Annotated in this window: 27 protein-coding genes; 17 read left to right on the plus strand and 10 right to left on the minus strand. The window is 72.0% G+C overall.

Going from position 1 to position 26,171, the window contains the following annotated elements:
* Positions 1–9 precede the first annotated feature (9 nt).
* Positions 10–645: a TetR/AcrR family transcriptional regulator gene (locus FLL47_RS40585; protein ID WP_144128009.1), complete on the minus strand. Its 636-nt coding sequence runs from the start codon at positions 643–645 to the stop codon at positions 10–12.
* Positions 646–931: 286 nt separating this feature from the next.
* Positions 932–1,888, minus strand: a complete 957-nt coding sequence (locus tag FLL47_RS40590; RefSeq protein WP_144128010.1) for an endonuclease/exonuclease/phosphatase family protein — start codon at positions 1,886–1,888, stop codon at positions 932–934.
* An 81-nt stretch (positions 1,889–1,969) separates the two neighbouring features.
* On the opposite strand from FLL47_RS40590, the gene FLL47_RS40595 reads away from it, so the two are divergent.
* Positions 1,970–2,896 (plus strand): S66 peptidase family protein, encoded by a 927-nt coding sequence (locus tag FLL47_RS40595; protein ID WP_144128011.1) that lies wholly within the window; start codon positions 1,970–1,972, stop codon positions 2,894–2,896.
* A 69-nt stretch (positions 2,897–2,965) separates the two neighbouring features.
* Here FLL47_RS40595 and FLL47_RS40600 read toward each other — a convergent pair whose 3' ends face one another.
* The 3 genes from FLL47_RS40600 to cimA form a co-directional block, all read right to left on the minus strand.
* Positions 2,966–3,418, minus strand: a complete 453-nt coding sequence (locus tag FLL47_RS40600) for a hypothetical protein (RefSeq protein WP_144128012.1) — start codon at positions 3,416–3,418, stop codon at positions 2,966–2,968.
* Positions 3,419–3,638: 220 nt separating this feature from the next.
* Positions 3,639–4,388 (minus strand): D-Ala-D-Ala carboxypeptidase family metallohydrolase, encoded by a 750-nt coding sequence (locus FLL47_RS40605; RefSeq protein WP_144128013.1) that lies wholly within the window; start codon positions 4,386–4,388, stop codon positions 3,639–3,641.
* A gap of 113 nt (positions 4,389–4,501) precedes the next feature.
* Positions 4,502–6,097, minus strand: coding sequence for a citramalate synthase (gene cimA, locus FLL47_RS40610; protein ID WP_144128014.1), 1,596 nt, complete (start codon positions 6,095–6,097; stop codon positions 4,502–4,504).
* A 435-nt stretch (positions 6,098–6,532) separates the two neighbouring features.
* On the opposite strand from cimA, the gene FLL47_RS40615 reads away from it, so the two are divergent.
* The 7 genes from FLL47_RS40615 to FLL47_RS40645 all read left to right on the plus strand — a co-directional run bounded on the left by FLL47_RS40615 (position 6,533) and on the right by FLL47_RS40645 (position 12,506).
* On the plus strand, positions 6,533–7,087 hold the full coding sequence (locus FLL47_RS40615; RefSeq protein WP_144128015.1) for a peroxiredoxin: 555 nt from the start codon (positions 6,533–6,535) through the stop codon (positions 7,085–7,087).
* On the plus strand, positions 7,087–7,620 hold the full coding sequence (ahpD, locus tag FLL47_RS40620; RefSeq protein WP_144128016.1) for an alkylhydroperoxidase, AhpD family: 534 nt from the start codon (positions 7,087–7,089) through the stop codon (positions 7,618–7,620). The genes FLL47_RS40615 and ahpD overlap by 1 nt, the downstream gene beginning before the upstream one ends.
* Before the next feature lie 219 nt (positions 7,621–7,839).
* Entirely contained in the window at positions 7,840–8,628 is a 789-nt protein-coding gene (locus FLL47_RS40625) for a dioxygenase family protein (RefSeq protein WP_144128017.1), read from the plus strand.
* A 64-nt stretch (positions 8,629–8,692) separates the two neighbouring features.
* The gene (locus FLL47_RS40630; protein ID WP_144128018.1) at positions 8,693–9,442 is read left to right on the plus strand and encodes a tyrosine-protein phosphatase; all 750 of its coding nucleotides are present in this window, start codon (positions 8,693–8,695) and stop codon (positions 9,440–9,442) included.
* Positions 9,443–9,447: 5 nt separating this feature from the next.
* Positions 9,448–10,245 carry a tyrosine-protein phosphatase gene (locus tag FLL47_RS40635; protein ID WP_144128019.1) on the plus strand — a complete coding sequence of 266 codons (798 nt, stop codon included), beginning with the start codon at positions 9,448–9,450 and terminating at the stop codon, positions 10,243–10,245.
* A 68-nt stretch (positions 10,246–10,313) separates the two neighbouring features.
* On the plus strand, positions 10,314–11,042 hold the full coding sequence (locus tag FLL47_RS40640; protein WP_144128020.1) for a hypothetical protein: 729 nt from the start codon (positions 10,314–10,316) through the stop codon (positions 11,040–11,042).
* Positions 11,043–11,165: 123 nt separating this feature from the next.
* Entirely contained in the window at positions 11,166–12,506 is a 1,341-nt protein-coding gene (locus FLL47_RS40645) for a C39 family peptidase (RefSeq protein ID WP_144128021.1), read from the plus strand.
* 42 nt (positions 12,507–12,548) lie between these two features.
* Here FLL47_RS40645 and FLL47_RS40650 read toward each other — a convergent pair whose 3' ends face one another.
* Positions 12,549–13,307 carry a VOC family protein gene (locus tag FLL47_RS40650; protein WP_144128022.1) on the minus strand — a complete coding sequence of 253 codons (759 nt, stop codon included), beginning with the start codon at positions 13,305–13,307 and terminating at the stop codon, positions 12,549–12,551.
* 138 nt (positions 13,308–13,445) lie between these two features.
* On the opposite strand from FLL47_RS40650, the gene FLL47_RS40655 reads away from it, so the two are divergent.
* Positions 13,446–14,081, plus strand: a complete 636-nt coding sequence (locus tag FLL47_RS40655) for a hypothetical protein (RefSeq protein ID WP_144128023.1) — start codon at positions 13,446–13,448, stop codon at positions 14,079–14,081.
* A 72-nt stretch (positions 14,082–14,153) separates the two neighbouring features.
* Here the strand turns inward: FLL47_RS40655 and FLL47_RS40660 are convergent, their stop codons facing one another.
* The 3 genes from FLL47_RS40660 to FLL47_RS40670 all read right to left on the minus strand — a co-directional run bounded on the left by FLL47_RS40660 (position 14,154) and on the right by FLL47_RS40670 (position 17,737).
* Entirely contained in the window at positions 14,154–14,978 is an 825-nt protein-coding gene (locus FLL47_RS40660; protein ID WP_144128024.1) for an oxygenase MpaB family protein, read from the minus strand.
* Between the two features lie 209 nt (positions 14,979–15,187).
* On the minus strand, positions 15,188–16,627 hold the full coding sequence (locus FLL47_RS40665) for an alpha-amylase (protein WP_144128025.1): 1,440 nt from the start codon (positions 16,625–16,627) through the stop codon (positions 15,188–15,190).
* 177 nt (positions 16,628–16,804) lie between these two features.
* A complete protein-coding gene (locus FLL47_RS40670; protein ID WP_144128026.1) occupies positions 16,805–17,737 on the minus strand; it encodes an aminoglycoside phosphotransferase family protein in 933 nt (310 codons plus the stop codon).
* A gap of 87 nt (positions 17,738–17,824) precedes the next feature.
* Here FLL47_RS40670 and FLL47_RS40675 point away from each other — a divergent pair, with 87 nt between their 5' ends.
* Positions 17,825–18,559, plus strand: coding sequence for an FkbM family methyltransferase (locus tag FLL47_RS40675; protein ID WP_246159308.1), 735 nt, complete (start codon positions 17,825–17,827; stop codon positions 18,557–18,559).
* On the opposite strand, the gene FLL47_RS40680 is transcribed toward FLL47_RS40675, so the two are convergent.
* Positions 18,541–19,389, minus strand: a complete 849-nt coding sequence (locus tag FLL47_RS40680) for a CDP-alcohol phosphatidyltransferase family protein (RefSeq protein WP_246159309.1) — start codon at positions 19,387–19,389, stop codon at positions 18,541–18,543. The genes FLL47_RS40675 and FLL47_RS40680 overlap by 19 nt on opposite strands.
* Before the next feature lie 53 nt (positions 19,390–19,442).
* On the opposite strand from FLL47_RS40680, the gene FLL47_RS40685 reads away from it, so the two are divergent.
* From FLL47_RS40685 to FLL47_RS40715, 7 genes are all read left to right on the plus strand, one after another.
* On the plus strand, positions 19,443–20,423 hold the full coding sequence (locus FLL47_RS40685) for a zinc-dependent alcohol dehydrogenase (RefSeq protein WP_144128029.1): 981 nt from the start codon (positions 19,443–19,445) through the stop codon (positions 20,421–20,423).
* Between the two features lie 5 nt (positions 20,424–20,428).
* The gene (locus tag FLL47_RS40690) at positions 20,429–20,827 is read left to right on the plus strand and encodes a 6-pyruvoyl trahydropterin synthase family protein (RefSeq protein WP_144128030.1); all 399 of its coding nucleotides are present in this window, start codon (positions 20,429–20,431) and stop codon (positions 20,825–20,827) included.
* The gene (locus FLL47_RS40695; RefSeq protein WP_144128031.1) at positions 20,824–21,879 is read left to right on the plus strand and encodes a glycosyltransferase family 4 protein; all 1,056 of its coding nucleotides are present in this window, start codon (positions 20,824–20,826) and stop codon (positions 21,877–21,879) included. Before FLL47_RS40690 ends, FLL47_RS40695 begins: the two co-directional genes overlap by 4 nt.
* Before the next feature lie 91 nt (positions 21,880–21,970).
* On the plus strand, positions 21,971–22,933 hold the full coding sequence (locus FLL47_RS40700) for a lysylphosphatidylglycerol synthase transmembrane domain-containing protein (protein ID WP_246159310.1): 963 nt from the start codon (positions 21,971–21,973) through the stop codon (positions 22,931–22,933).
* Positions 22,926–23,633, plus strand: a complete 708-nt coding sequence (locus tag FLL47_RS40705; RefSeq protein ID WP_144128032.1) for a RibD family protein — start codon at positions 22,926–22,928, stop codon at positions 23,631–23,633. Before FLL47_RS40700 ends, FLL47_RS40705 begins: the two co-directional genes overlap by 8 nt.
* Before the next feature lie 5 nt (positions 23,634–23,638).
* Entirely contained in the window at positions 23,639–24,283 is a 645-nt protein-coding gene (locus FLL47_RS40710; RefSeq protein WP_144128049.1) for a GTP cyclohydrolase II, read from the plus strand.
* A 130-nt stretch (positions 24,284–24,413) separates the two neighbouring features.
* Complete coding sequence (locus FLL47_RS40715; RefSeq protein WP_246159311.1) at positions 24,414–26,072, plus strand: sulfatase-like hydrolase/transferase; 1,659 nt, start codon at positions 24,414–24,416, stop codon at positions 26,070–26,072.
* Positions 26,073–26,171: the final 99 nt, after the last annotated feature.

Raw genomic sequence — 26,171 nt, forward strand, 5'->3', positions numbered from 1 at the left:
GCCAGCGGGTCAGGCCCTTCGGGCGGCCACCTTATTGATCTTGCTTCGTAGCGCCCGGCGGGCCACCGGCCCCAGCTCCTCGACGACCTCGAGCAGGGCGCCGAGCTGCTCAAGCGCCGCCATCGCACGCTGCGCTCCCGCGCTGTCGACGCCTTCGTAGAGCTCCAGCCCCACGAACGAGACGGAGATCGCGCTGGCCAGCCCCGGCACGTCCGCCATCTCTGCGAACGGCGAGCCGGCCAGCACCCGGCGCAGCACGGACTCGATCTCCGCGGTCCACATGCCGAGCGTCTCGGCGGTCACCCGGGCCAGCTTCTCGTCGTGCTGCGCCCCGGCCAGCATCTGCGCCAGCACCGCGACGTTGCCCAGGTCGCGCTCCTCCTCGTGCAGCGCGCGGCCCACGTCGAGCAGCTCCCGCAGCGAGCCCACGGTCGCGAAGCGCTCCCGGTATGCCTCGACCCGCTGGCCGGTAGCGGCCGTGCACGCCGCCACCAGGAGGTCGTCCACGCTGCCGAAGTGGTAGAAGATCAGCGCCTGGTTGACTCCCGCCATGCCGGCGATGTTGCGGGCCGAGACGCCCGCGATCCCGTGTTTGCGCAGCGTGTCCATGGCCCCGTCGAGCAACCGCTGCTTGGTGTCGGACATGCCGCTCCCTCGTTACCCGGGCCCGCAGCGTGCCGAACACACGTATTGCGGGCGGTGCCGGCCACCCCCCGTTGCCAATGTGGCCGGCACCGCCCGTACTGTCGCGTCCCCGACTAGCGGGACGCGCAGACCTTCTCGCACCGGTCTGACAAAACAGGTGCCGATGCGTTCGGCAGTGTCGGGTCAGGACGGTCCCCTGAGGAAACACGGCCCGCGCCACATATTTGAGCGGTCGGTCAAACGTCAGCCTAGCAGGCTTGAGCGCTCGCTCAAACAGTGGCGGGCCCTATGGAAGGACCAACTCGGCGTACACCGGCCGATGGTCGCTGTCCGGCAACTCCAGCACCCGGAAGTCCTTGACGCCCACCCGCCGGTCGGCCAGCACCCGGTCCAGCGTCACCGGCGGGATCGGGTCCCCGTCGTACGGCCCCCAGGTGCCGGACAGGCCCCGCCCCAGCACGTCGGCCGCGTCCCGGTAACCGGAGTCGATCAGGTCGCGCAGCAGGTGGTGGTCGAGCGTGGCGTTGAAGTCGCCGAGCAGCACCCGCACCGGCCCCTCCGGCGTGGCCCGCGGCTGGCCCTCGAAGCCGCGTACCCACAGCGGCGTCACGAAGTCGGCCCAGGGTGCCAGCGGGTGCGCCGACTCGACCAGCACGCTGCCCCCACCCGGCACCGACACCTCGGCCCGCGCCTGCCGGAAGCCGCCCGGGTTGACCCGCATGCCGTCATCACGCAGCGGAAACCGGGACAGCAGCGCGGAGCCCTCCACCCCCGGCGCCGAGTGGTCCGCCCGGTACGGCAACTCGTCACGCATGCCCGCCGCGTCCACCGCGACCAGGTAGTCCGGGGTCACCTCCTGCAATGCCAGCACGTCCACCCGATGCGACCGCACGAGGTTCACCAGCTCGGCCGCCCCCGCCGAGCCCACCAGCACGTTCGCGCTCATCACCCGCAGCGGTCGGCCCGCCGCCCCGGCCATCGGGTCACCGTCGGCGAACCAGCGCGGCAGCACCACCGCGGCCAGCGCCACCGCGGTGACCGCGGCGAGCGCGGCGGCCGCCCAGCGCCGCCACACCAGCAGCACCGCCAGCGGCACCAGCGAACCGGCGGCGACGTACGGGGTGAACGCCATCAACTGCGCGATCGGATACCGGGCGTCCCAGCCGGCGATCCGGAACACGGCCCACACCGCCGCAGGCAGCGCCAGGACCCAGGGCAGCGCGCGCAGAAGGAACCGTTTCATGCACGGGATGCTATACATTTTCATGGTCAACTGGGTGTGGGCTTTGTGAAGGTTCCGTGCACGGCGTTAGGCTCTGCGGCCATGACCGCCACCCTGCACCCCGCGACCCTCCGGCCCGGCGACACGGTAGCGCTGGTGTCGCCCTCGGGGCCGGTGCCCGCCGAGCGCGTCGAGGCGGCGGTGTCGGTGCTCACCGGCTGGGGCCTGGCACCCCGGGTCTACCCGCACGTGCTGGCCCGGCACGGCTACTTCGGCGGCACCGATGAGCAGCGCCTCGGCGACCTCAACGACGCACTCGGCGACCAGCAGATCCGCGCCGTGCTGTGCACCCGCGGCGGCTACGGCGCGCAGCGCATCACCGACCGCGTCGACCTCGACGCCGTGCGGCGCGATCCGAAGCTGGTCATGGGCTTCTCCGACATCACCGCGCTGCACCTCGCGCTGTGGCGCGGCGCGCGGCTGGCCACCGTGCACGGACCGGTCGCGGCCCAGTTCGACAAGGGCGCGGACTCGCCGACCGCGCTCGGCGCACGCCACGCGCTGATGAGCGGGGAACCGGTGGTCGTGGCCGCCGACCCCGCCGAGGACACCCATCGGATACGCACCACCGGCCACGCCGAGGGCACCCTGCTCGGCGGAAACCTGTCGCTGCTGGTCAGCACGCTGGGCACGCCGCACCTGCCGGACCTGACGGGCGCGATCCTGCTCATCGAGGACGTCGGCGAGTACCCGTACCGCGTCGACCGGATGCTGACCCACCTGCGCCGCAGCGGTGCGCTCGACCACGTCGCGGGTATCGCCGTCGGGCAGTTCACCGACTGCGCGGACGCCTGGCCGGTCACCATCGCCGACGTGCTCACCGACCGCCTGCTCGACCTGGACCTGCCGGTGCTGGGCGGCCTGCCGATCGGCCACGGCGCACAGCACACCGCGGTGCCGCTGGGCACCCGTGCGGTGCTCGACGCCGACGCGGGCACCCTGACGGTCGCCCCGGCCACCACCGGCTGATCCGCGCTCGCGCGGCTGCCCGGGCCTCGCCCGGGCCGGACGCCGCCACGGCGGCGTCCGGCCGGGTCACTACGCGTTGGCCAGGGACGCCGTGATGACGATGCCGACGATCAGGCTGACCGGGATGCCCGCGACCCAGCCGATGAGGTTGCCCGCGCCCTTGCCGCCGTCCCGGCCGATGATGCCGCCCACGCCCGCGACCAGGGCGACGACTCCCAGAACGAACTGCGCGAAGAAGCCTGCCAGCAGGAAGACGTAGGCGGGATCGCCGTCGGCGACCGGGCCGTGGTCCGTCCGCTGCCCGAAGACCAGCCCGGCGAACAGTGGCAGCACCATAGTCAGCGCGTGCGCGCCCAGCATCTGGAAGATGCCACGCCAGACCAGCCGCGCCTCGACCGGCCGCCTGTACGGCGGCGGGGCGTCCAGCGAGGGATCGGACCACGCGGCGACGGCGGGTGCCGCCGGCGTGGATGCCACCGGCGGGGCCGCCGGGGCCGGTGCCCGGTAGGGGTTGTCGCTCACGGGGGTGCCTCCATGTCGAACACGGCCGGGCCGTCAGGGGTGCGTGCCGCGCAGCCTATCGCTGCGCGGCATCGACGGCGCTCCCCCGGCCCGGCACGGACCCCGAGGGCCGGGCCGCTCCCGATGGACGCCCCGCGACGGCACGAGGTGTGCCGCGTATCGGAACGCGGCACACCTCGTGTCGAACTGCTGCGGTGCGGTCACCGTCCCCGAGGCGGGGTCAGAAGCACTGCGAGGCCGACCACAGCGTGCCGCTGCGGGCATCGGTGTGGATGTGGTCGGAGTGGTCGGGGTAGCCGGGGCCGAGGATGCCGGTGAACCCGTGGTAGCGGGCCTGCTTGCCGATGGTGCACAGGGAATGCGGGCCCGAGCCGAGGTCGACTCCGTCACCGTAGAGGTGCCGGCTGCTGGAGACTCCGCCCGCGGCGTTGTTGCATGCGGTGCTGCGGAATCCGGAGGTGACCCGCAGCGCCTGGTCGCCCAGCGCGTGCCGCAGCGCCTCCAGCCGCCACATCGCCCGCAGCGCGTTGGCCTTGGCCGTGGCGGCCGAGACCGCGCCGCCGGCCCAGGTGGTGTTGCACTTGTTCAGCTCGGCGTAGCTGAAATGGATCGGCGTGCAGTCGTCGTCCTGCAGGGAGTAGATCTTGTTGAAGGTCAGCGGGCCGGCGATGCCGTCGGCGCCGAGACCGTACGCCTGCTGGAAGCGGACCACCGCGTCACGGGTCTCGCCGCCGAAGATGCCGTCGATGACGATGGTGTTGTTGTAGCCCGGCCAGCCCGCGACGCGGATCTGCAGCTGGCGGACGTCCTCTCCGGACATGCCCGAGGACAGGGAGCGGCCCCAGGTGTAGCAGCCGTCGGCGTACGCGGGAGACGCGCCGACGGTGATGGCGGCCACTGATCCGATGGCCGCCATCACCAGCACGGTGAACGCCCGGATGAGGGCGTTGCGGGGGAAACGTCGAGACATGCAGGCACTGTGCCAACCACGTCCATCGATGTCAAGAGTTTACATTTCTTGCAGTTACTACGTAGTATCCTTTCGCAAAATCGAGCAGCGGGCCGTCACCGGCCACTGTCCGATCAGCGCCGCGAGCGCACCTTGCGGTCCCCGCCCGCGGCCGCGACCCCGTAGGCCAGCGCGTCGACCAGGGCCCGCCAGCTCGCTTCCACCACGTTCTCGTGCACGCCGACCGTGGTCCAGTCACGACCGTCGGTGTCGACGGTCTCGACCAGCACCCGCGTCACCGCGTCGGTGCCGTGCGAGCCGGCCAGGATGCGCACCTTGTAGTCGGCCAGCTCCAGCCCGGTCAGCTGCGGGAAGTGCCGCTCCAGCGCCTGGCGCAGGGCCTGGTCGAGGGCGTTCACCGGGCCGTTGCCCTCCGCGGTGGCGATCACCCGCTCGCCGCGTACCCGCAGCTTGACGGTCGCCTCGCTGACCACCGCGCCGTCCTCGCGGTGCTCGACGATCACCCGGTACGACTCCAGCGTGAACGGGGTCGTCTGCTCGCCCAGGGACTGCCGCACCAGCAGCTCGAAAGAAGCGTCGGCGGCCTCGAAGGACCAGCCCGCCGCCTCCAGCTCCTTCACCCGGTGCGTCACCTTGGACAGCGTGTCCGGCTGGCCGGCCAGGTCCAGACCGAGCTCGCGGCTCTTGAGCTCGATGCTGGCCCGGCCGGCCATCTCGGTGACGAGGATCGTCATGTCGTTGCCGACCACGGCCGGGTCCACGTGGTTGTAGAGGGCCGGGTCGACTTTGATCGCGCTCGCGTGCAGACCCGCCTTGTGGGCGAACGCTGCGGACCCGACGTAGGCCTGGTGGGAGTCGGGTGCGATGTTGGCGATCTCGGCGATGGCGTGCGAGACGTGCGCCATCTGTTCGAGGCAGCCCTCCGGTAGGACGGTCATGCCCAGCTTGAGTTGCAGGTTCGCCACCACGGCGAAGATGTCGGCGTTGCCGGGGCGCTCCCCGTAGCCGTTCGCGGTGCCCTGCACGTGGCGTACGCCCGCCTCCACCGCGGCGATGGTGTTGGCGACGGCGCACGCGGTGTCGTTCTGCGCGTGCATGCCGAACATCTCCGGCGAGACGCCCAGCCGGTCGACGAGTTCGCCGATGGCCTTGCTGATCTGCGAGGGCAGCATGCCGCCGTTGGTGTCGCAGAGCACCACCCGCTCGGCGCCCGCGTCGAGCGCGGTGCGTACCACCGCGGCGGTGTAGTCGGGGTCGAAGCGGAAGCCGTCGAAGAAGTGCTCGCAGTCGACGAAGACGCGGCGGCCGTGCGAGCGCAGGTGGGTCACGCTGTCGGCGACCATGGCGAGGTTCTCCTCGCGCGTGGTGCGCAGCGCGCGCTCGACGTGGCGCACGTCGGACTTCGCGACCAGGCAGACCACCGGCGTCTGCGCCGCGAGCAGGCCCGCGAGCTGCGCGTCGTCGGCCGCCGCGACACCTGCCTTGCGGGTCGAGCCGAACGCGACCAGTAACGCGTTCTCCAGTTTCAGTTCGGTTCTGGCCCGTTCGAAGAACTCGGTGTCCTTGGGCACCGCGCCAGGCCACCCGCCCTCGATGAACCCGACCCCGAACTGATCGAGCAGGCGCGCCACCGCGAGTTTGTCGGCCACCGAGTAGGTGATGCCCTCGCGCTGGGCGCCGTCGCGCAGCGTGGTGTCGAAGATCTGCATGTCGTGTGACCTCCTGTGTGGACGCCCGCCTGAGGGACGCCGACCTGAGAACCGAAGACGCTATGGAGCTGAAGGAACCCGAGAGAAGAAAAAGAAGCCGGAAAACCAAAAGACCCCCCGCGGTCGCGGGAGGTCTGCGCGTCGGCGAGGGGCCTGGTTGCCCAGGTGCGGCCGGCGCGCTAGGTGCCAATAATCAGTACGAAGCGGATCACGCTGAGTAGCGTCCCACTTCTGCGACGCTCAGACCAGCAGGCTCCCGCATACCGGGATGGCGTGTCGTCGATCCATTCCCGGATCATGGCGGTGACCTGCACCGCCCGGCACACCCACGGTCCCGTGTCGGTCGCCACAATGTCATGATCCGGTAATCCGCGCGCCACGACGCCCTGCCTAATCTTGAACGGCTCAAGAAAGACCGTTCAGGAGGTACCTGCTTTGCTCACCGTCGGCGATCACTTCCCCGCCTACGAACTCACCGCCTGCGTCTCGCTGGACGCCGACAAGGCGTTCGAGACGATCACCAACAAGACCTACGAGGGCAAGTGGCGGGTGCTTTTCAGCTGGCCCAAGGACTTCACCTTCGTATGCCCCACCGAGATCGCCGAGTTCGGCCGGCTGAACGAGGATTTCGCCGACCGTGACGCGCAGGTGCTGGGCTGGTCCGTCGACAACGAGTTCGTCCACCACGCGTGGCGCAAGAACCACCCCGACCTGCGCGAGCTGCCCTTCCCGATGCTGGCCGACGTCAAGCGCGAGCTCACCGAGGCCGCCGGCGTGCTGGGCGAGGACGGCGTGCCGCAGCGCGCGACGTTCATCGTGGACCCGAACAACGAGATCCAGTTCGTGATGGTCACCGCCGGCTCGGTCGGCCGCAACGTTTCCGAGGTGCTGCGCGTGCTCGACGCCCTGCAGACCGACGAGCTGTGCCCGTGCAACTGGAACAAGGGCGGCGAGACCCTCGACGCCGGCAAGCTGCTGGCCGCCGCCTGATGGGCATCGAGGCGATCAAGGCGGCGCTGCCGGCGTACGCCCGGGACACCAAGCTCAACATCGGCAGCGTGCTGGGCACCTCGCCGCTGACCGCGCAGCAGCTCTGGGGCACGGCCCTGGCCTGCGCGTTCGCCGCCCGCAACGGCTTCGTGCTGCGGGAGATCGCGGCCGAGGCGGCCGACCACCTCAAGCCCGAGGCGATCGAGGCGGCCAAGGGCGCGGCGTCGATCATGGCGATGAACAACGTGTACTACCGGTCCAAGCACCTGATCGGCGACGACGCCTACCAGTCGCTGCCGGCCCGGCTGCGCATGCAGATCATCGGGAACCCGGGCGTCGACAAGGCCGACTTCGAGCTGTGGAGCCTGGCCGTCTCGGCCATCACGGGCTGCGGCGTCTGCCTCGAGTCGCACGAGAAGACCCTGATCGGCACCGGCATCGGCCGCGAGGCCGTGCACGAGGCCCTGCGCATCGCCGCGGTCGTCCACGCCGCCGCCGTCACCCTCGACGCCGAGTCCGCCCTGTCGGCCTGACCCGCCGGACACCCCAGCCCCACACCTGGCGCAACTCTTAAGAAGTCGCGCCTTCCGGCAGCCTCCGACGCCGCAACTTTTCAAGAGTTGCGGCGGGTGGGGGCGGTGAAGAGCATTACCCGGAAGGAGCCCGGCGGGAGACGTCTCGCCGGGCTTTCCGCATGTCAGGGTGACCGTGACCACTCGACGTTAGTTGAACGGTCAAGTATTCTTGGCGTCATGAGCACCCGTATGCCTGCGCTCTACCTGAGCCACGGCGCTCCGCCGCTGGCCGACGACCCGCTGTGGACCCGTCAGCTGGCGGACTGGTCGAGCGCCCTGCCCCGGCCCACCGCGATCCTGGTCGTCTCCGCGCACTGGGAGAACGCCCCGCTGGCCGTCGGCGCGACCACGACCGTGCCGCTCTACTACGACTTCGGCGGCTTCGCACAGCGCTATTACGAGGTGAAGTACCCGGCACCCGGCGCTCCCGAGCTGGCCGCGAAGGTGCGCTCGCTGCTGCGCAGCGCTCAGACGCCGGTCGCCGACGTGCCCGACCGAGGGCTGGACCACGGCGCGTACGTGCCGCTGGTCGAGATGTTCCCCGAGGCCGACGTGCCGGTGCTGCAGATCTCCATGCCCACGCTCGACCCGCAGCGCCTGCTGGAGATCGGTCGCAAGCTCGCGCCGCTGCGCGACGAGGGCGTGCTCATCATCGGCAGCGGGTTCTTCACGCACAACCTGCGCGCCGCGATGCCGTACCTGCACCTGGGCTTCGACGCGCCGGTGCAGGGCTGGTCGGCGGAGTTCGACGACTGGGGACGGCAGGCACTGGACGCCGGCGACGTCGACGGGCTGCTCGACTTCCTGCACAAAGCACCGTCGGGCGCGATGGCGCACCCGCGCACCGAGCACTTCGCGCCGCTGTTCGTCACCCTCGGCGCGGGCGAGGACGACCTGTCCTCGCAACGCACCGTCATCGACGGCTTCTGGATGGGCCTGGCCAAACGTTCCGTCCAACTCGGCTGACCTGATTGCTGATGTGACGCGGTCGGCCTACACCGTGCCACGTGACCTTGATTACGGTATCGGGGTGACCACCACGCCGACCGAGCGCAGCATCGCCTTCGCCGCCGTATTCAACTTCCGTGACCTCGGTGGCCTGACCACCGCCGACGGCCGCACCGTACGCCGGCGCACGGTGTACCGGTCCGACACGCTGAGCAGGCTCGGCGCCGAGGACCGCGACGCGTTCGCGGCGCTCGGCATCCGCACCGTGATCGACCTGCGCCGGCCCGCCGAGGTCGCCTCGATGGGCCGCGTGCCGGAGTGGACGCAGGTGGTGTGGCGGCACAACCACCTCGAGCACCCGACCTGGGACCACTCCACCTACACCGCGGAGATCGGCGTCCCGCGCTGGCTGGCCGAGCGCTACCTGGAGCTGGCCCACCACGGCAGGGCCGACATCGCCCGGGTGGTCGGCATGCTCACCGACGACGACCACGGCCCGACCGTGGTGCACTGCGTGGCCGGCAAGGACCGCACCGGCCTGATCGTGGCGCTGGCCCTGGACCTGCTGGGCGTGCCCGACGACCAGATCGCGGCGGACTACGCGCTGACCGAGCGCAGCGCGCCGATGTTCAGCCAGTGGGTGCGCACGGCGTTCCCGAACGAGAACCACCTGTCCACACCGCCGTTCTTCACGTACACCCCGGCCGAGGCCATGCTGATGACGCTGCACGGGCTGCGCCGCCGCCACGGCTCGGTGACCGAATACCTGGTCGGCGCGGGCCTGCAGCGCGACCGGGTGGAGCGGCTGCGCGACCGGCTGCTGGAGGTGTGAGCGGCATGAGCGAGCGGACCACGTCGTCGGAGCCTCCTGCCGCCGGCGAGCGCAGCGGGCAGGCGGGATCGTCGAGGCTGGTGGACTTCACGGGTCCGCTGTTCAATTTCCGGGACGTGGGCGGCCTGGCCACCACCGACGGGGCAGAGGTGCGCCGGGGTGTGCTGTTCCGCTCCGACACGCTGACCGCGCTGGGCGAGGCCGACCGCGAGCGGTTCGCGCAGTTCGGCGTGCGCACCGTGATCGACCTGCGGCACCCGGTGGAGCTGGAGCGCTACGGCCGCGCTCCGGTCTGGTGCTGCGAGGACTGGCACAACGTGCCGTTGAACAACCCGGTGTGGCGGGCCGAGGACTACTCGCCCGAAGCGGGTGTGGTGGCGTTCCTGCTGGCGCGCTATCACGAGACCGCCGAGCACGCGGCGGCCGACATCGCGCGGGCGGTCGAGCTGATCGCGGCCGCCCCAGGGCCGACCGTGGTGCACTGCTGGGGCGGGCGTGACCGCACCGGCGTGGTGATCGCGCTGGTACTGGAGCTCGCCGGGGTGTCCGATGCGGACATCGCCGACGACTACGAGCTGACCGAGCAGGGCATGGCGCGCTATCTGGACTGGCAGCGCCGGAACCGGCCGGACAAGGGCCCGCTGCAGCCTTATCTGGCGAGCACACCGGCCGAGGTGATGCGCACCTTCCTGGCGCAGTTGCGCGACCGGCACGGCTCCGTCCGGGCTTACCTGACCGGGGCCGGCCTGGCCGAGGAGAGCATCGCGGTGCTGCGGTCGAGATTGCGCGAGCAGCGGCCGTGAGGTGACCTCGGCGTTATCGAGGGGTGCCATGATGTGACGGAATTTTCATCGGGGAGGAGCCGTCCACCATGCACATCGGAACGCGAGCGTTGCTGGCCGTGGCCACCGCCGTCGCCGTGGCCGCACTGGCCGCATGCGGGGGCGAGACGAACGGCGACGCCATGCAGCAGCCCTCCCCGGGGGAGGCCGTCCCGGCGACCGGGGCCTTCAAGGAGATCGACACGGCGGCCCGGGAGCTGGTCACCCGGCAGGCCTACTGGCGGTCGCCCGCCGTGCTCGACGTGGAGCAGACGCACCGGATCGGGCTGGCGGTCGGCGAGGGCGAGAAGCTGACCCAGAAGATCAACACGATGCTGGAGGGCACCCAGACCACGGCCGCCGGGCCGGTGGAGGTCGGGCCCACGGTCAAGGCCACGCTGCGCGGCAACACCGAGGACGTGGAGATCACGCCGTCGGAGTCGGTCAACGCCACCACCGGCAGCGACGTGCAGATGCTGTGGACCTGGCTGGTGCATCCGAAACACCCGACCGACAAGCTGCTGCTCACCGCGTACCTCGAGGTGCCGTTGAGCAACGGGCACACCATCACGCACGAGGTCGCGCTGTCGGTGCAGGTGCGCCGCACCATGGCGTACACGGTGTGGCAGGTGGTCACCCACTGGGGCACCTGGTCGGCCGTGGTCACCAGCCTCGTCGGCGCGGTGAGCTGGCTGCTGCGCCGCCGCAAGAAGAAGAAGGGCGAGGCGCAGCAGCAGGAGGAGGCACCGGAGCCCTCGGTGGCCAATGTGGCCGCCTGACCCATGGCCTCGCGACCCGGCGACCGAATGAAGAAATCTTCGGACAACTAGGGTCTGGCGAAAGTTAACTTCAACGGCGATAGTGGCGGGTGAATGTCCATCCCCCACTTCCGCGGAGTACCCATGGCCAGATCACGCCTGCGGGCGGCCGTCGTCGCCGGCCTCACCGCGCTCAGCCTCGCGGCGCTGTCCGCCGCCGCCGGCGCACCCGCCGCGGCCGCGCCGCCCACGCACGACGAGCAGATCACGTTCCAGGAGTGGTCCCGTTACACCGACTGGCGGCAGGGCGCCCACCAGGGCACCCTCGCCATCCCGGGGGTGCGCACCGGGATCACCATGCTGTTGCCGGCCGGCAAGACGGACTACGCCGACCCGTACACCGGCGTCACCAAGAGCTGGAACTACTCCACCTGGACCTCGCCGGTGACCGAGGTCGGTTTCGACGCCACCGAGCTGGTCGCCTCCTGGAACGCCGACACCCCGGCGGGCACCTGGATCCAGGTCGAGATGCAGGGCACCTACAACACCGGCGGGCAGACCCCCTGGTACACGATGGCCCGCTGGGCATCCGGGGACGGCGACATCAAGCGCACCACGGTCGACCGGCAGGGCGACCCGTGGTCGACGATCTGGACCGACACCTTCTCCATCGACGACGCCGACAACGGCGTGCTGCTGCACGCCTACCAGCTGCGCCTGACCCTGTACCGGGCACCGGGCCAGTGGCGCTCGCCGCGGGTGTGGATGCTCGGCGCGATGAGCTCCAACGTGCCGGACCGGTTCACCGTCACCCCGAGCGCTGGCGGCATCGCGTGGGGCACCGAACTGGCCGTGCCGCGGCTCTCGCAGAACATCCACATCGGCGAGTACCCGGAGTACGACGGCGGCGGCGAGGCCTGGTGCTCGCCCACCTCGACGTCGATGGTCGTGCAGTACTACGGCCGCGGCCCGTCGGCCGAGGACACCGCCTGGGTCGACCCGTCCTACGCCGACCCGCAGGTCGACCACGCGGCCCGGATGACGTACGACTACGCCTACGAAGGCGCGGGCAACTGGCCGTTCAACACCGCGTACGCCGCGTCGTTCCCGGGCCTGGACGCCAAGGTGACCCGGCTGCACTCGCTCGACGAGGCGGAGCGCTTCATCAAGGCCGGCATCCCCGTGATCACCAGCCAGTCCTTCCTGTCCGAGGAGCTGGACGGGGCCGGCTACGGCACCTCCGGGCACCTGTTCGTCATCGTCGGCTTCACCGCCGAGGGCGACGTGATCATCAACGACCCGGCGTCCTCCAGCAACGACGCGGTGCGCAACATCTACCCGCGTGAGCAGTTCGAGCAGATCTGGCTGCGTACCAAGCGCTACCGCGCGAACGGCACGGTGGCCTCCGGCTCGGGCGGCATCGCCTACCTGATCAAGCCGTGGTGGAAGCCGTGGCCGGTGGTTCCGGGCTCGACCAACTGGTGAACCGATGATCAGGGTGCGGCCCCGCCGTGGGACGCACCCTGATCACCGTCGGGTGTCCAGGATCGCGTCGGACAGCGCGATCACGCCGAACGTGCCGCCCTGCGGGTCGGCCAGCAGCGCGTAGTGGCCCACCGGCAGGTCCAGCGGCCCGGTCAGCACCCCGCCGCCCAGCTCCAGACAGCGCGCGATGGTGGCGGCGCAGTCCTCGATCTCGAAGGTGACCCGCCAGTGCGCGGGAGTGCCGGCCGGGTAGCGCTCGTCCATCACGGACAGTCCGCCCACCGTACGGTTGTCGACGAACCACTCGATGTGGTCGACGCCCTCGGCGATCTCGCTCTTGCGCTCGGACCAGTTGAACGCCTTGCCGTAGAAAGCCACCGCGGTGGCCTCGTCCCAGGTCACAACCTCGGTCCAGCACATCGTGGCAGGCTCGGCGGCCGCCTCGGCACCCCCGGACGTGCCCCGCTGCCACAGCCCGAAGACCGCACCCGCGGCGTCGGCGACCAGGGCGGCACGGCCGCGCGCGCCGCGGTCGTGTGCCGGGACCAGGACCGATCCGCCGGCATCGAGCACCGCCGCCACGCCGTCCTCGGCGGCCACCGCGGACACGTAGCACTGCCAGGTCGACCGCCCGCCCGGCTCGGTCGGCAGCAGGCCCGCGACCGCGCGGCCGTCGAGCGCGAACACCTCGCCCGGCGTCCATCCGAAAAGCCCGCTGTAGAACGCCGACGCACCGGCCGGATCCGCGGTCACGTACTCCGCCCAGCACGGGGTGGCGGGCGCGTATCCCCTCACTCGCATGCCCGCCACCTTAGGGCCATCCGCCGGTCGCGGCGACCTCTGCGCGTGCCGACCGGATCGCCCCGTTCGGCTGGCCGGACAGGCGATCCGGCCACCCGCGGCGGTGCGCACGGGTCGGTCACGCGCGATGATGGCGCCATGCTCCAGGATCGTTCCCTGCTCGCCGGGTGCAACGTGGCACTCAACGAGTCCGACGTGGTGGGTCTGCGAGTGAACTGGCCCGGCCGCACGGTGCGCCTGCTGCTGCACGTGCTCGCCCTGCCCGAGCACGGGCCGGCCGACCCCGACACCCGCCGCGCCCTGGTGTTCACCGGCGTCTGCCTGATGCGGGTGCTGCTGCGTGCGGACCGTTCCACGAGCCGCGACTACGGCCACGCCATCGAGCTGGCCGACGCCGAGGCCGCCGACGCGTTCCTCGCCTCGGTCGGCTGGTCGAACCCGATGTACGGGTGGAGCTTCCTCGACGACCCCCAGCTCACCCAAGACTGGCCCGCGCCGGCCAGCCTGGTGCTCGCGGGAACCGGCCCGGCCACGCACTCCATGTACTGGTTCTGCGAGTGCGGCCGGGCGGAGCCGGGCGGCGACTCGGCGTACTGCATCGAGGGCGACATCCACTTCGAACGCCTGGAGGTGCAGCGCGCCGACGGCTCACCGGTGCCGCTGACCTCCTTCGCCGCCGACGGCCGCCGCTGGTGGGACGCCTTCCACTCCGGCGACGCCCGTGTCTCCCCCGCCGCCCAGCAAGCCCAACCACCCTCCCCCGCCTGGACGTGAGGAAGGGCACCTGCACATCGCCATACGTTGTGGAAGGTGCCCTTCCCCACCGCCGGAGGCCGACGGCGCAGGTCAGGCCACTACAGCGGCACGGGCCATGGCGTCGCGGTAGATGGGGCCGTGCAGGAAGCGGTCCGGCAGGGCGCGCATGGTCAGGCGCAGCGCGCGGACCGAGACCGACGCGGACAGGTCGGTGGTGGGCAGGCCCAGCGTGCCGTAGATCCGGCGGGCCCAGCCTGGTTGCAGCGAGAACGCGGTGGCGGCCAGGCCGGTGTAGACCAGTCGCGCCGGGGTGAGTCCGAGGTGCCACGGCAGCGGCGGCGCCATCAGGAAGAACAGGGTGTCCAGGGCCTCGCGGGTCAGCGCCAGCTCCGGGCGCATACGCCGGTAGTAGGTGTCGACCTCGGCCGCCGTGCCCGGCACGGACGCCGGGTCCAGCCCGACCAGCTCGGCGGCCCGGCGCTGCTCGGTGTAGTACCCGTCGACGTCCGCGTCGCTCAGCTCCAGGCCCGCCCGGCGGGCCGTGCTCACGAACGATTCCACCTCGGTGACGTGTACCCAGCGCAGCAGCGCGGGCTCGTCGATGCGGTAGCGCTCCCCGGTGTGCCGGTCCACCGCGCGCATCCGGGCGTGCACGCCCCGGATGCGCCGCCCGGCCGCGCGGGCCTGCGCGGTGGTGCCGAACATGACCGTGCCGACGTAGTCCGCGGTGCGCATCAGCCGGCCCCACGGCTCGACCTTGTAGCTGGAGTTCTGCACCACCCCGGCGATCGCCCTCGGGTGCAGCGCCTGCAGGAACAGCGAGCGCACTCCGGCCACCCAGAGCACCGGCTCGGCGTGCACCCGCCAGGTCACCGACCCGGGGCCGAACAGCCCGACGTCAGCCGCATCGTCCATGCGTCCCAGCGTGCCACGCCCACCGGGACGCCGGAACGCCCTCGCCGCCGCGGTCTCCCGACCGTGCGAACTTCAGCACCCGATCATGCGGTATGCCCGACTCACCGCCCGCGTCCGCCGGGGTTCAAGATCGTCCGACTTGCCAGGCAGGTGGGCGAATGTGGGCTCAAGATACGCCCGGTTGCCTGGCAAGTCGGATGATCGAAGGGCTAGCTGATCTTCGCGTTGAGGTGGATGGCGATGGCATCGTGCGCGGCGACGTTGGCCACGAACCAGCCGGCGGCGTCCACCGTGATCACCGGACCGGTACAGGTGGTGCCGCTCTTCTCACCGTGGATCACGTCGCAGTAGCGGCCCGCGGGCAGGTTGGTCTGGTACGACCGCCCGTTGATCGCACCGCCCTCGTCGTTGATCGTCAGGTAGCCCTTGCCGTTGCGCCCGAACGCGATGTGGTTGTTGCCGTTGTCGTACCAGTTCACGACCGTGGTGCCCTTGACCGCGTTGTGGAAGCCGACCATGTTCGCGACGACCTGCCAGCGGTGCTCGCACCGCCAGCCGCCCGAGAAGCAGGTGCTGTTGTTGGTCTTGCCGTTGGCGTCCGACGGCGGGCCCTGGTCCTTGTTGCTGAACTCGTAGCTGCTCATCACCGTGGGCGAACCGTAGGGCCAGGCCAGCATGAACGCGTTGGCCAGCGCGTAGATGCCGTTGTCCTTGTAGGTCAGGATGTCGCCGCCCTCACGCTGGGTGTCGTGGTTGTCGACGAACACGGCGGCCTTGGCCGTGGCGATGTGGCCCCACGGCTCGCCGAAGTTCTTCAGGTAGCTCAGCCTCTCGTGCCGGAACACCCGGCCCAGGTCCTTGCCGTAGCGGAACTCGTGCACGTCGCCGTTGCCGGTGTACTCCGTCGGCTGCACCGGCTCGCCCGCGCCGTAGATGACCTCCTGCACGTGGTAGACCGAGCGGGACAGCTTGCCCTTGATCGCGGCGATGTCGGCCGCGGGCATGTGCTTGCTGGCGTCCCAGCGGAACCCGTCGACCCCGAGGCTGAGCAGGTCGTTGAGGTAGCCGGCCAGCTTGGTCCGGACGTAGTCGCTCTCGGTCTTGAGGTCGGCGAGGTTGACCAGCTCGCAGTTCTGCACCTCGTAGCGGTCGCCGTAGTTCACGATGTCGTCGTTGCCGTTGCGGCCGCAGTGGTGGAAGTCCTGCGTCTGGTAGATGCCCGGGTAGGTGTACGAGGTGTAGGTCGAGCCGGCCCAGCCGGTGCCGGAGCCGACGCCCGTCATGTGGTTGACCACCGCGTCGACGATGACCTTCACACCGGCGTTGTGGCAGGTGGTGACCATCGACTGGAACTGGGCGCGGGTGCCCTTGCGGGATTCGACCCGGTAGCTGACCGGCTGGTAGGCGACCCACCACTGCTGGCCGCGCACGTGCTCCTGGGGCGGTGACACCTGCACGTAGCCGTAGCCGCGCGGGCCGAGGTAGTTGGTGCACTCGGCCGCGACCGAGGGCCAGTTCCACTCGAAGAGCTGGACGATGACGTCCTTGCTGCCCGAGGGGGCCGCGGCCGCGGGGGCGGCGGCCGGGATCGGCAGCGTGGCGGCGAGGAGCGCCGCCAGCGCCAAGGGGAGAAGTCTGCGTCGTTGCATGAGGACACTCCGGACGTACGAGGGGACGGATCGTCGCGCAGTGGTGCGGGGTACGCGGATGAAACCGCATTGAAACCTTGCCGCAATATTCACAAGAAGTTTCAACGAAGTCAACGGATCCGAAGAGGAACGGCACGAGAGCCGCTACGCAAGATCTTTCCGACCGGGGATGACGACTCAGCCGAGCAGGCGGGCGGCGGACGCCAGATATTCGCGGCCCTCGTCGGGAGCACCGTGCCGGATCATGTACAGACCCGACGAGACGCGTTCGGTGAACCCCCACTCCCAGATCGCCTGCTCGTCCACGCCGGTCGCGGCGGCCAGCCGCGCGCAGTATCCCCGCACGAGCCCCACCGGGTCCGCCGCCGCCAGCACCTCGTCCGTCCAGCCGCGCACCGCGACGCCCAGGTCGTACGCCGGATCGCAGAGGAAGCCGTCCGGATCGACGAAGACGAAGCCCGACTCCGCGCCGGAGCGGGGCGACAGCACGGCGAGCGCGTTGTCGGGGTGCGGGTCCCCGTGGCAGACCACGCTGCGGTCCAGGTCGAACGCGGCCGCGCGACGCCGGGCGTATCCGACGGCCCGGTCGACGACCTCGGCCGGGCAGGGACGGCCGATCTCCGGCCACAGTTCGATGATCAGCTCGGCCAGCGTGCTGCCCTTGTCCGTCCCGGGCGGCACGTCCGCGTCCGGCGGGCACGGCACGAGCCAGGCCTGCCGCAGCGTCGCGGCGAGCACGTCGAGGGTGTGCTCAGGCGAGGGCGAGGTGGTCGCCAGGGCGGGGCCGAGGGGTTCCAGCAGCGCGGCGTCCCGTTCCGGATCATGGGCGTACAGCCGGACGTAGCCGTGCCCGTCCGCGGCAGCGATGGTGCGCACCTGCCCGGCGAAGCCGTCCCCGGGCGGCGCGAGCCGCAGCACCGCGTCCGCGCCGTCGGCCGTACGCACGCGCAGCACCAGCGCCGCCGACCCGCCGTCGAGCGCCGCACCGGGCGTCAGCGACCAGGCCGCGCACACGTGCGCGAGCCGCTCCGGCAGCTCCGCCAGCCAGTCCCGGCCCGGCGCCCCCTTGCTCAGCGCGGTACGCCGCATCCGGTCAGGCAACTCGATCACGACGCCACGATGGCATGCCCCCGCCGGGAACCGGGCGCGCGGGTCCGGGCCGCGTTAGGCTCGGCCATGCTCGCTCGTGCCTGGGGAATGGCCAGATCCCTTGCGATGTACCACGGCATCCCCGGCCGCCATCGGCGGATGCGCCGCTTCTACGGGCAGTTCCTCGGGCCGGGCGACCTCGCCTTCGACATCGGCGCGCACGTCGGCAGCCGGGTGCGCCCGTGGCGGCGGCTCGGCGCGCGGGTGCTCGCGATCGAGCCGCAGCCCGACTGCCTGCGCGTGCTGCGCCTGTTCTTCGGACGCGACCCGGGCGTGACCATCCTGCCGACCGCCGTCGGCGCGCGGCCGGGCACGGCCTCGCTCGCGCTGTCCTCGGCCACGCCGACGGTCTCCTCGCTGTCCCACGAGTGGATCGAGTCGGTGACCGCGGCCGACGAGCGCTTCGCCGAGGTCCGCTGGGACCGCTCGATCGAGGTCGAGGTGGTCACCCTGGACGATCTCATCGCGACACACGGCGAACCGGCCTTCTGCAAGATCGACGTCGAGGGCTTCGAGGTGGACGTGCTGCGCGGGCTGTCCCGGCCGCTACGCGCGCTGTCCTTCGAATACCTGCCGCCCGCCCACGACGCCGCCCTCACCGCGCTGGACCTGGTAGAACAGCTCGGCGAGCGCGCGGGCGGGTACGAGTACAACTACGCGCCCGTGGAGACCATGCGCTTCGCGAGCGAGCAGTGGCTGGACGCGACCGGCCTGATGCAACTGCTGGAGCAGCGGTTCCGCCAGCTCGGCCGCTCCGGCGACGTCTACGCCCGCTTGCTGTAGCGCCCAGCGCGCGTCGCGTGGTCGGCGCGCGGCTCGCCTGTCGCTGTTCGCGGCGAGCGCGGTGCCTGCTCGCCACGGACTGCGGCGCCTGCGGGCGCGCCCGCCATGGCCGGAGCCTGCACGTGGGCCGGCCGGACGGCGGCCGCCGTGGCAGCGCGGTGCCGCCAGAGGAAGACGACATCGCGACCGAACGACTCGGTGAGCAGGGCGAGCGCGGCGACGAGCGCGGCGACGACCACCGGCCGGGGCAGCACGTCCGCGGCGGCGGTCACCAGCACGATGCCCTGGATCGCGGCCACCACCTTGCGCCAGTACCGCGGGAACAGCTGCCCGCGCAGCCACGGCAGCACCCACGTGGCGACGACGTACACATAGCGCATCGCGCCGATCGCCAGCACCCACGGTCCTACTGCCGGGGCGACGTAGCAGCTCAGCACCAGGATGAGGAACGCGTCGACCTCCATGTCGAACCGAGCGCCGAACGGCGAGGCGGTGCCGGTGCGCCGGGCGACCTTGCCGTCGACCGCGTCGAGCACCAGCGCTACGACCGTGATCCCGACCAGCACCGGCACCCGGACGTCGCCCGTGAAGGAGGCCGCGGTCAGCGCCGCGACGCAGCCGGTCAGCGCCGCACGGGTCAGCGTGACCAGGTCGGCGGGTCCGAACGCGACGGCCCCGGCGGTACGCATCGCGCGGGTCAACAGCACGCACATGCCGACGGCGTACGCGATCCCGGCCGCCCAGCCGGCGACACCGAGGCCGACCGCCGCCGACAGCAGCGCGAGCATGGCGAACTGGACGAACAGCCCGATCACCGGGCCCGGTCTCACCGGCGGCACCGTACCTCCGTTAGGTTCGACCTTGATCCGAGGAGAGGAAGCCGATGGCATCCTACGCGCGCGCCTTCTGGACCGCCGCGCCCGGCGCGGGCGAGATCCGTCCCGTGGCGCTGCCCGATCCCGGGCCCGGCGAGGTGCTCGTGCGCACCCTCCACTCCGGCGTGAGCAGGGGCACCGAGACGCTGGTCTTCCGCGGTGAGGTGCCGCCCGGCCAGTACGCCGTCATGCGCGCCCCGTTCCAGGAGGGCGACTTCCCGGGGCCGGTCAAGTACGGCTACCTCAACGTCGGCGTCGTCGAACAGGGCCCGCCGGAACTGCTCGGACGCACCGTGTTCTGCCTGTACCCGCACCAGAGCCGCTATGTCGTCCCGGCGAGCGCGGTGGTGCCGGTGCCCGACGGCGTGCCGGCCCGGCGGGCCGTGCTGGCGGGCACCGTGGAGACCGCGGTCAACGCGCTGTGGGACGGCGCGCCGCTGGTCGGCGACCGGATCGCGGTGCTGGGCGCGGGCATGGTGGGCTGCTGCACCGCGGCGCTGCTGGCACGCTTCCCCGGGGTGTCGGTGCAGCTGGTGGACACGAACCCGGAGCGGGCCGCGACCGCGGCGGCGCTCGGCGTCGCGTTCGCCCCGCCCGAGGCGGCCAAGCGCGGGTGCGACCTGGTCTTCCACGCCTCCGCCAGCGGTGCCGGGCTGCAGCGCGCGCTGGAACTGCTGGGCCCGGAGGGCACCGTCGTCGAGCTGAGCTGGTACGGCGACCGCGAGGTCGGCCTGTCGCTGGGCGGCGTCTTCCACTCCGGACGGCTGACCATCCGCGGCAGCCAGGTCGGCACGGTCTCCCCGGCCCGCGCGGCGCGGCGCTCCTACGCGGACCGGCTCGGCATCGCCCTGGACCTGCTGCGCGACCCGGCCTTCGACGCGCTGCTGTCCGGCGAGTCGGCGTTCGACCGGCTGCCCGAGGTGCTGACCGGCCTCGCCGACGGCAGCCTGCCCGCCCTGTGCCACACCATCAGCTACGAGGGAGAGTGACCCGCATGTTCAGCGTGACGGTCCGCGACCACATGATGATCGCCCACAGCTTCCGGGGCGAGGTCTTCGGCCCGGCGCAGCGCCTGCACGGCGCGACGTTCGTCGTGGACGCGACGTTCCGGCGCGCGGAGCTCGACCCCGACGACATCGTGGTCGACATCGCCGCCGCGTCGCAGGAGCTCAGCACCGTCGTCGGCGCGCTGAACCTGCGCAACCTCGACGACGACCCCGCGTTCGCGGGCGTGAACACCACGACCGAGAAGCTGGCCCAGGTCATCGCGGACCGGCTCGCCGCCCGGGTGCACGCGGGCGCGTTCGGGGACAACGCGCGCGGGCTGGCCGGGATCACGGTGACGCTGCACGAGTCGCACATCGCCTGGGCCAGCTACGAGCGGCCCCTGTGAGGACCGTCCACGTCGTCCTGCCCGGCGGCGTCGACGATCCGGCCGCGCCCAGCGGCGGCAACGTCTACGACCGGCGCGTCTGTGCCGGGCTGGCCGCATCCGGCTGGACGGTGCGTGAGCACCCGGTGCCCGGCGGGTGGCCGTATCCCGCCGCGCCCGACCTCACCCGGCTCGCCGGGGTGCTCGCGGCGCTGCCCGACGACGCGGTGGTGCTGCTCGACGGCCTGGTCGCCGTCGCCGCCCCGGACGTGCTCGCCACGGGCGCGCCACGGCTGCGGCTCGTCGTGCTGGCGCACATGCTGTTCGGCGAGACCGACGCCGGCCTGCGGCACGGCGAGAGCCGGGTGCTGCGGGACGCGGCCGCCGTCGTCACCACCAGCCGGTGGTGCCGCGAGCGCGCGATCGAGGCGTACGCCCTGCCGCCCGATCGCGTCCACCCGGCCCCGCCCGGCGTGGACGCCGCACCGCTCGCGCCCGGATCACCCGCCGGGACACGGCTGCTCTGCGTGGCCGCGCTCGCCCCGCACAAGGGCCACGACCTGCTTCTCGACGCCCTGAACACGCTCCGCGAGCTACCCTGGACCTGCACGTTCGTCGGCTCGCCCGACCGCGACCCGGCATACGTGGCGCGGTTGCGGGCGCATCCGGTCGCCGACCGGGTCGCCTTCACGGGCGTACGCACGGGCGCCGCGCTGGCCGCCGCTTTCGGCGCCGCAGACCTCCTCGTGCTGCCCTCGCGCGGGGAGAGCTATGGCATGGTCGTCATCGAAGCGCTGGCTCGGGGCATCCCAGTGCTGGCCACCGACGGGCAGGGGCTGCCCGAGGCGCTGGGCGCGGCCCCGGACGCGAGCCTGCCCGGCCTGCTCGTCCCCGCCGAGAGCCCGGCGATTGCCGAAGCGCTGCGCGATTGGCTCACCGACGGGGACCTGCGTGGGCGGCTGCGCGGCGCGGCCCGGGCGCGGCGTGTCGGCCTCACCGGCTGGACCCGCACCGCCGAGCAGGTCGGCGAGGTGCTCTCCCGGGTGGGGGCGCGCCGTCCGCTGGCCCGATGACGTCGCTGTGTGTATAAATCCACAGACACGGGGGGACGGTGCCTCTAGGAAGAGTGAAGTGTCTGGACAGGAGGTCGCGTTGCACCATGCCGTGACAGGGGTCCGCCTGCCGCCTTCGGGCCGTGCCGCGGGTCGCCTCGGGGCCTGGGCGCGCGCCGCCGCCGGGCTGCTCATCCTCGCGCTGCTGGTGTGGCAGGTGGGCACCGGGCCGTTCCTCGACGGCGTACGCCTGGTCGACCGGCCCGCGCTGCTGGCCGCGCTCGGCCTCGGCGCGCTGAGCACGGTGTGCTGCGCCTGGCGGTGGAGCCTGGTCGCCGAGGGCCTCGGTGTGCGGCTGCCGCTGGGCCGGGCCGTCAAGGCGTACTACCGCTCGCTGTTCCTCAACACGACGCTGCCCGGCGGGGTGGTCGGCGACGTGCACCGCGCGGTGCGGCACGGCCTGGACATCAGCGACGTACGGCTCGCCGTCCGAGCAGTCGTGCTGGAACGCGCCATCGGGCTGGCCGTGCAGGTCACCGCCTCACTGCTGATGCTGCTGGTGCTCCCGTCCCCGGTCCGCGCCCGTATGCCGCTGATCGTCGCGGTCGTCGCGGTGACCGGACTGGCCGTCGCGCTGGGCGTGCGGGCGGTCGCGCGCGGCCGGTCCGCCCGCTGGGCGGGGGCGCTGCGCACCGCGTACGCCGATGTGCGCGAGGTCCTGCTCACCCGGCGGCGCTGGATCGGCATCGGCCTTGCCTCCGCGGTCGTCGTCACCGGACAGCTCGTCATGTTCGTGGTCGCGGCGCGCACCGCGGGCGCGGACGCGCCGGTGACCCTGCTGGTGCCGCTGACGCAACTGGCTCTGCTGGCCATGGCGCTGCCGCTGAACATCGCCGGCTGGGGTCCCCGCGAGGGTGTCGCGGCGTGGGCGTTCGCCGCCGCGGGTATGACCTCCACGCAGGGCGTCGCGGCGGCGGTCACCTACGGCGTGCTGGGCCTGGTCGCCGCCCTGCCCGGAGCCGCGGTCCTGCTCGCACGCACGAAGGGGCGGAGTGGAAGTGGACAGCATGCGTGAGCGCCCGTACGTCCTGCTCAGCTGCAGCATGTCGATCGACGGCTACCTCGACGGTGCGACCGACGAGCGGCTGCTGCTGTCGAACGCGGCCGACTTCGACCGCGTCGACGCGGTCCGCGCCTCGTGCGATGCGATCCTGGTCGGCGCGCGCACGGTGCGCCGGGACAACCCGCGGCTGATGGTGCGCACCCAGGCCCGCCGTGACGCCCGGGTGGCCCGCGGCATGCCGCCGTGCCCGATCAAGGTGACCGTCACCGAGAAGGCCAAACTGGACCCCGCCGCTGCCTTCTTCACCGCCGGTGACGCCGAGAAGGTCGTGTACTGCGCGAGCCCGCGCGTCGAGCACGCCCGCACCCTGTTCGGCGAGGTGGCGACCGTGGTCGACGGCGGCATGCCGGTGGACCTGCGCCAGGTGACCGAGGACCTGCACGACCGCGGCGTGTCCCGGCTGATGGTCGAGGGCGGCGGCACCATCCACACCCAGTTCCTCACCGCCGACCTCGCCGACGAGCTGCACCTGGTGGTGGCCCCGTTCTTCGTCGGCGACTCGCGGGCGAGCCGCTTCGTCAACGACGGGGACTTCCCGTGGAACCCTGGACGGCGCGCGAAGCTGGCCGACGTCCAGCAGATCGGGGACGTGGTGCTGCTGCGCTACGCGTTGTCGCCCCGCTTCGACAGCGCCGACCAGGAAGGCCGGTGACCGGCATGCCGCCCCTGGCGACGGTGCGCACCCAGGTCCAGGTGCCGATGCGGTTTCCCGACGGCTACACCACCATGGCCCGGGTCGTCACCTTCACCGGGCTGGTCGACGGCCGCGAGCACCTGGCGCTCGGGCTCGGCGACCACGCCGCGCCGCACGGCCGCGACCTGGACGACCTGCCCGTCCCCCTGGTCCGCCCGCACAGTGAGTGCCTGACCGGGGACGTGTTCGGCAGCCAGCGCTGCGACTGCGGCCCGCAGCTGCGCGAGGCCGCCGAACGCATCACCGTGGCCGGCGGCTTCCTGCTCTACCTGCGCCAGGAGGGACGCGGCATCGGCCTGTACGCCAAGATGGAGGCGTATGCGCTGCAGGACACCGGCCTGGACACCTACGAGGCGAACCTCGCCCTCGGCCACGACGAGGACGCGCGTGACTACACGGTCGCCGCGCAGATGCTGCACGCCCTCGATGTGTCCCGGGTCGCGCTGCTGTCCAACAACCCCGACAAGGCCGAGCAGCTCGCCCGGCTGGGGGTCGCGGTGACCGAGCGCGTGCCCACCGCAGTGCACCTGTCCCCCGCCAACGCCGGCTACCTGGCCACGAAGGCCCGCCATGCCGCGCACACCCTCCAGCTCCGCCCGGCCCGCTGACATGCTCGACGCGACCCACCCGGCCGGGCAGACCACAGACGCATCACCTGAGGACACGGCACAGGTTCCGGGCCCGCCCCAGGACTCTGATCCGGTGCCACACCCGGGCCCGGCGCAGGACCCGAGTCCGATGCAGGACCTGGACGCGGTGCACCCGGACGCGGTGCAGACCTCCGCTCCGCTGCTGGCGGGCAGGCCGCGGCGTGTGCGCCAGGTGCTGCTCGGCGCGGCGGTCCTGCTCCTGCTGGTGCTGCTCGTCGCGCCGAACGAGCTCGGCCGTCTCGCCCCCGCGGCGTTCCTGCGCATCCCGGTGGACGGCCTGGTCGCCGTCGCCCTGGCGGTACTGCTGCCGACCCGCTTCCGGCGCGTCGCCGTGCCGGTGACCGGTGCCCTGCTCGGCCTGCTGACCATCCTGAAGATCATCAGCCTCGGCTTCTCGGCGGTGCTCGACCGCCCGTTCCACCCCGTGCTCGACTGGCCGTTCCTCGTCGCCGGAGCGGACTACCTGCGCCAGTCCAGCGGGTCGGCCGCCATGTGGGCCGCCGCCGCGGCCGCCATGCTGCTTGCCCTGGCCGTGCTGCTGCTGGTCATGGCCGCGTACCGGCATGCCGCCCGGCTCGCGCTGCGCCACCGCACCGCCGCCGCCCGCGCCGTGGCCGGGCTCGCCGCCGCCTGGACCGCCTGCGCCCTGGCCGGGGTGCAGCTGGTGCCCGGCGTGCCCGTGGCCGCCCACGACTCCTACGACCAGGTGAACCAGGTGCGCACCGGCGCCCAGGACGAGCAGGTGTTCGGGGCCCTGCTGTCCACCGACGCGTACCGCGCCACCCCCACCGGGGACCTGCTGACCGCGCTGCGCGGCAAGGACGTCATCGTCGCGTTCGTGGAGAGCTACGGCCGGGTCGCGCTCGCCGACCCGGAACTGTCCTCCCAGGTCGGGGCCGCCCTCGACGCCGGCAACGCCCGGCTGCGCGACGCCGGCTACACCGCCCGCAGCGCCTGGCTCACCTCGCCGACCACCGGCGGCGGCAGCTGGCTGGCCCAGTCCACGCTGCTGTCCGGCCTGTGGGTCGACAACCAGCAGCGCTACACCACCATGATGGCCAGCGACCGGTTCACCCTGCCCGCCGCGTTCGGCCGGGCCGGCTGGCGCACCGTCGCCGTCATGCCCGCCACCACCACCCCGTGGCCCGAAGGCTCGGTATACGGCTACGACCAGCTCTACACCGCACCCGACCTCGGCTACAAAGGACCGCGCTACAGCTTCGCGACCATGCCCGACCAGTACACCCTGCACACCTTCCAGCAGCGCGAGCGCACACCGGGCCACCTGCCGCTGATGGCGGTCATCCCGCTGATCTCCAGCCACTCGCCCTGGGAGCCGGTGCCGAAGATGCTGCCCTGGGACGCCGTCGGCGACGGCTCCGTGTACGACACCGCCGCCGGCTCCGACGACCCCGCCGAGATCGTCGAGAAGCGCGACCGCCGCCGGGTCCGCCACGCCTACCGCAACGCCATCGCGTACTCGCTGAACACGCTCGTCTCCTACGTGGAGACCTACGGCGGCGACGACCTCGTGCTGGTGTTCCTCGGCGACCACCAGCCCTCGCCGTCGGTCTCCGGCCAGCACGCCAGCCGCGACTCGCCGATCACCGTGGTCGCCCGCGACCCGGCGGTCCTCGACCGGATCACCGGCTGGGGCTGGCAGGACGGCCTCAAACCCGGCCCCGACGCCCCCGTCTGGCGCATGGACGCCTTCCGCGACCGTTTCCTCGCCGCGTACGCCCGCTGACCCGCCGCGGCCGCGTCCACGCCGCCGTGCGTCGAGATCACTCGACTTGCCTGGCACATGTGGGAAAGCGTGCTCAAGATACGCACGACTGCCAGGCAA

The organism is Catellatospora sichuanensis, assembly GCF_007483665.1.
GTDB classification, from domain to species: domain Bacteria; phylum Actinomycetota; class Actinomycetes; order Mycobacteriales; family Micromonosporaceae; genus Catellatospora; species Catellatospora sichuanensis.

Bases quoted from the DNA above. Each gene is read 5' to 3' on its own strand.
- FLL47_RS40585 (WP_144128009.1), bottom strand. From the start codon at position 645: ATGTCCGACACCAAGCAGCGGTTGCTCGACGGGGCCATGGACACGCTG.
- FLL47_RS40590 (WP_144128010.1), bottom strand. From the start codon at position 1,888: ATGAAACGGTTCCTTCTGCGCGCGCTGCCCTGGGTCCTGGCGCTGCCT.
- FLL47_RS40595 (WP_144128011.1), top strand. From the start codon at position 1,970: ATGACCGCCACCCTGCACCCCGCGACCCTCCGGCCCGGCGACACGGTA.
- FLL47_RS40605 (WP_144128013.1), bottom strand. From the start codon at position 4,388: ATGTCTCGACGTTTCCCCCGCAACGCCCTCATCCGGGCGTTCACCGTG.
- cimA (WP_144128014.1), bottom strand. From the start codon at position 6,097: ATGCAGATCTTCGACACCACGCTGCGCGACGGCGCCCAGCGCGAGGGC.
- ahpD (WP_144128016.1), top strand. From the start codon at position 7,087: ATGGGCATCGAGGCGATCAAGGCGGCGCTGCCGGCGTACGCCCGGGAC.
- FLL47_RS40625 (WP_144128017.1), top strand. From the start codon at position 7,840: ATGAGCACCCGTATGCCTGCGCTCTACCTGAGCCACGGCGCTCCGCCG.
- FLL47_RS40635 (WP_144128019.1), top strand. From the start codon at position 9,448: ATGAGCGAGCGGACCACGTCGTCGGAGCCTCCTGCCGCCGGCGAGCGC.
- FLL47_RS40640 (WP_144128020.1), top strand. From the start codon at position 10,314: ATGCACATCGGAACGCGAGCGTTGCTGGCCGTGGCCACCGCCGTCGCC.
- FLL47_RS40645 (WP_144128021.1), top strand. From the start codon at position 11,166: ATGGCCAGATCACGCCTGCGGGCGGCCGTCGTCGCCGGCCTCACCGCG.
- FLL47_RS40650 (WP_144128022.1), bottom strand. From the start codon at position 13,307: ATGCGAGTGAGGGGATACGCGCCCGCCACCCCGTGCTGGGCGGAGTAC.
- FLL47_RS40655 (WP_144128023.1), top strand. From the start codon at position 13,446: ATGCTCCAGGATCGTTCCCTGCTCGCCGGGTGCAACGTGGCACTCAAC.
- FLL47_RS40660 (WP_144128024.1), bottom strand. From the start codon at position 14,978: ATGGACGATGCGGCTGACGTCGGGCTGTTCGGCCCCGGGTCGGTGACC.
- FLL47_RS40665 (WP_144128025.1), bottom strand. From the start codon at position 16,627: ATGCAACGACGCAGACTTCTCCCCTTGGCGCTGGCGGCGCTCCTCGCC.
- FLL47_RS40675 (WP_246159308.1), top strand. From the start codon at position 17,825: ATGGCCAGATCCCTTGCGATGTACCACGGCATCCCCGGCCGCCATCGG.
- FLL47_RS40685 (WP_144128029.1), top strand. From the start codon at position 19,443: ATGGCATCCTACGCGCGCGCCTTCTGGACCGCCGCGCCCGGCGCGGGC.
- FLL47_RS40690 (WP_144128030.1), top strand. From the start codon at position 20,429: ATGTTCAGCGTGACGGTCCGCGACCACATGATGATCGCCCACAGCTTC.
- FLL47_RS40705 (WP_144128032.1), top strand. From the start codon at position 22,926: ATGCGTGAGCGCCCGTACGTCCTGCTCAGCTGCAGCATGTCGATCGAC.
- FLL47_RS40710 (WP_144128049.1), top strand. From the start codon at position 23,639: ATGCCGCCCCTGGCGACGGTGCGCACCCAGGTCCAGGTGCCGATGCGG.
- FLL47_RS40715 (WP_246159311.1), top strand. From the start codon at position 24,414: ATGCAGGACCTGGACGCGGTGCACCCGGACGCGGTGCAGACCTCCGCT.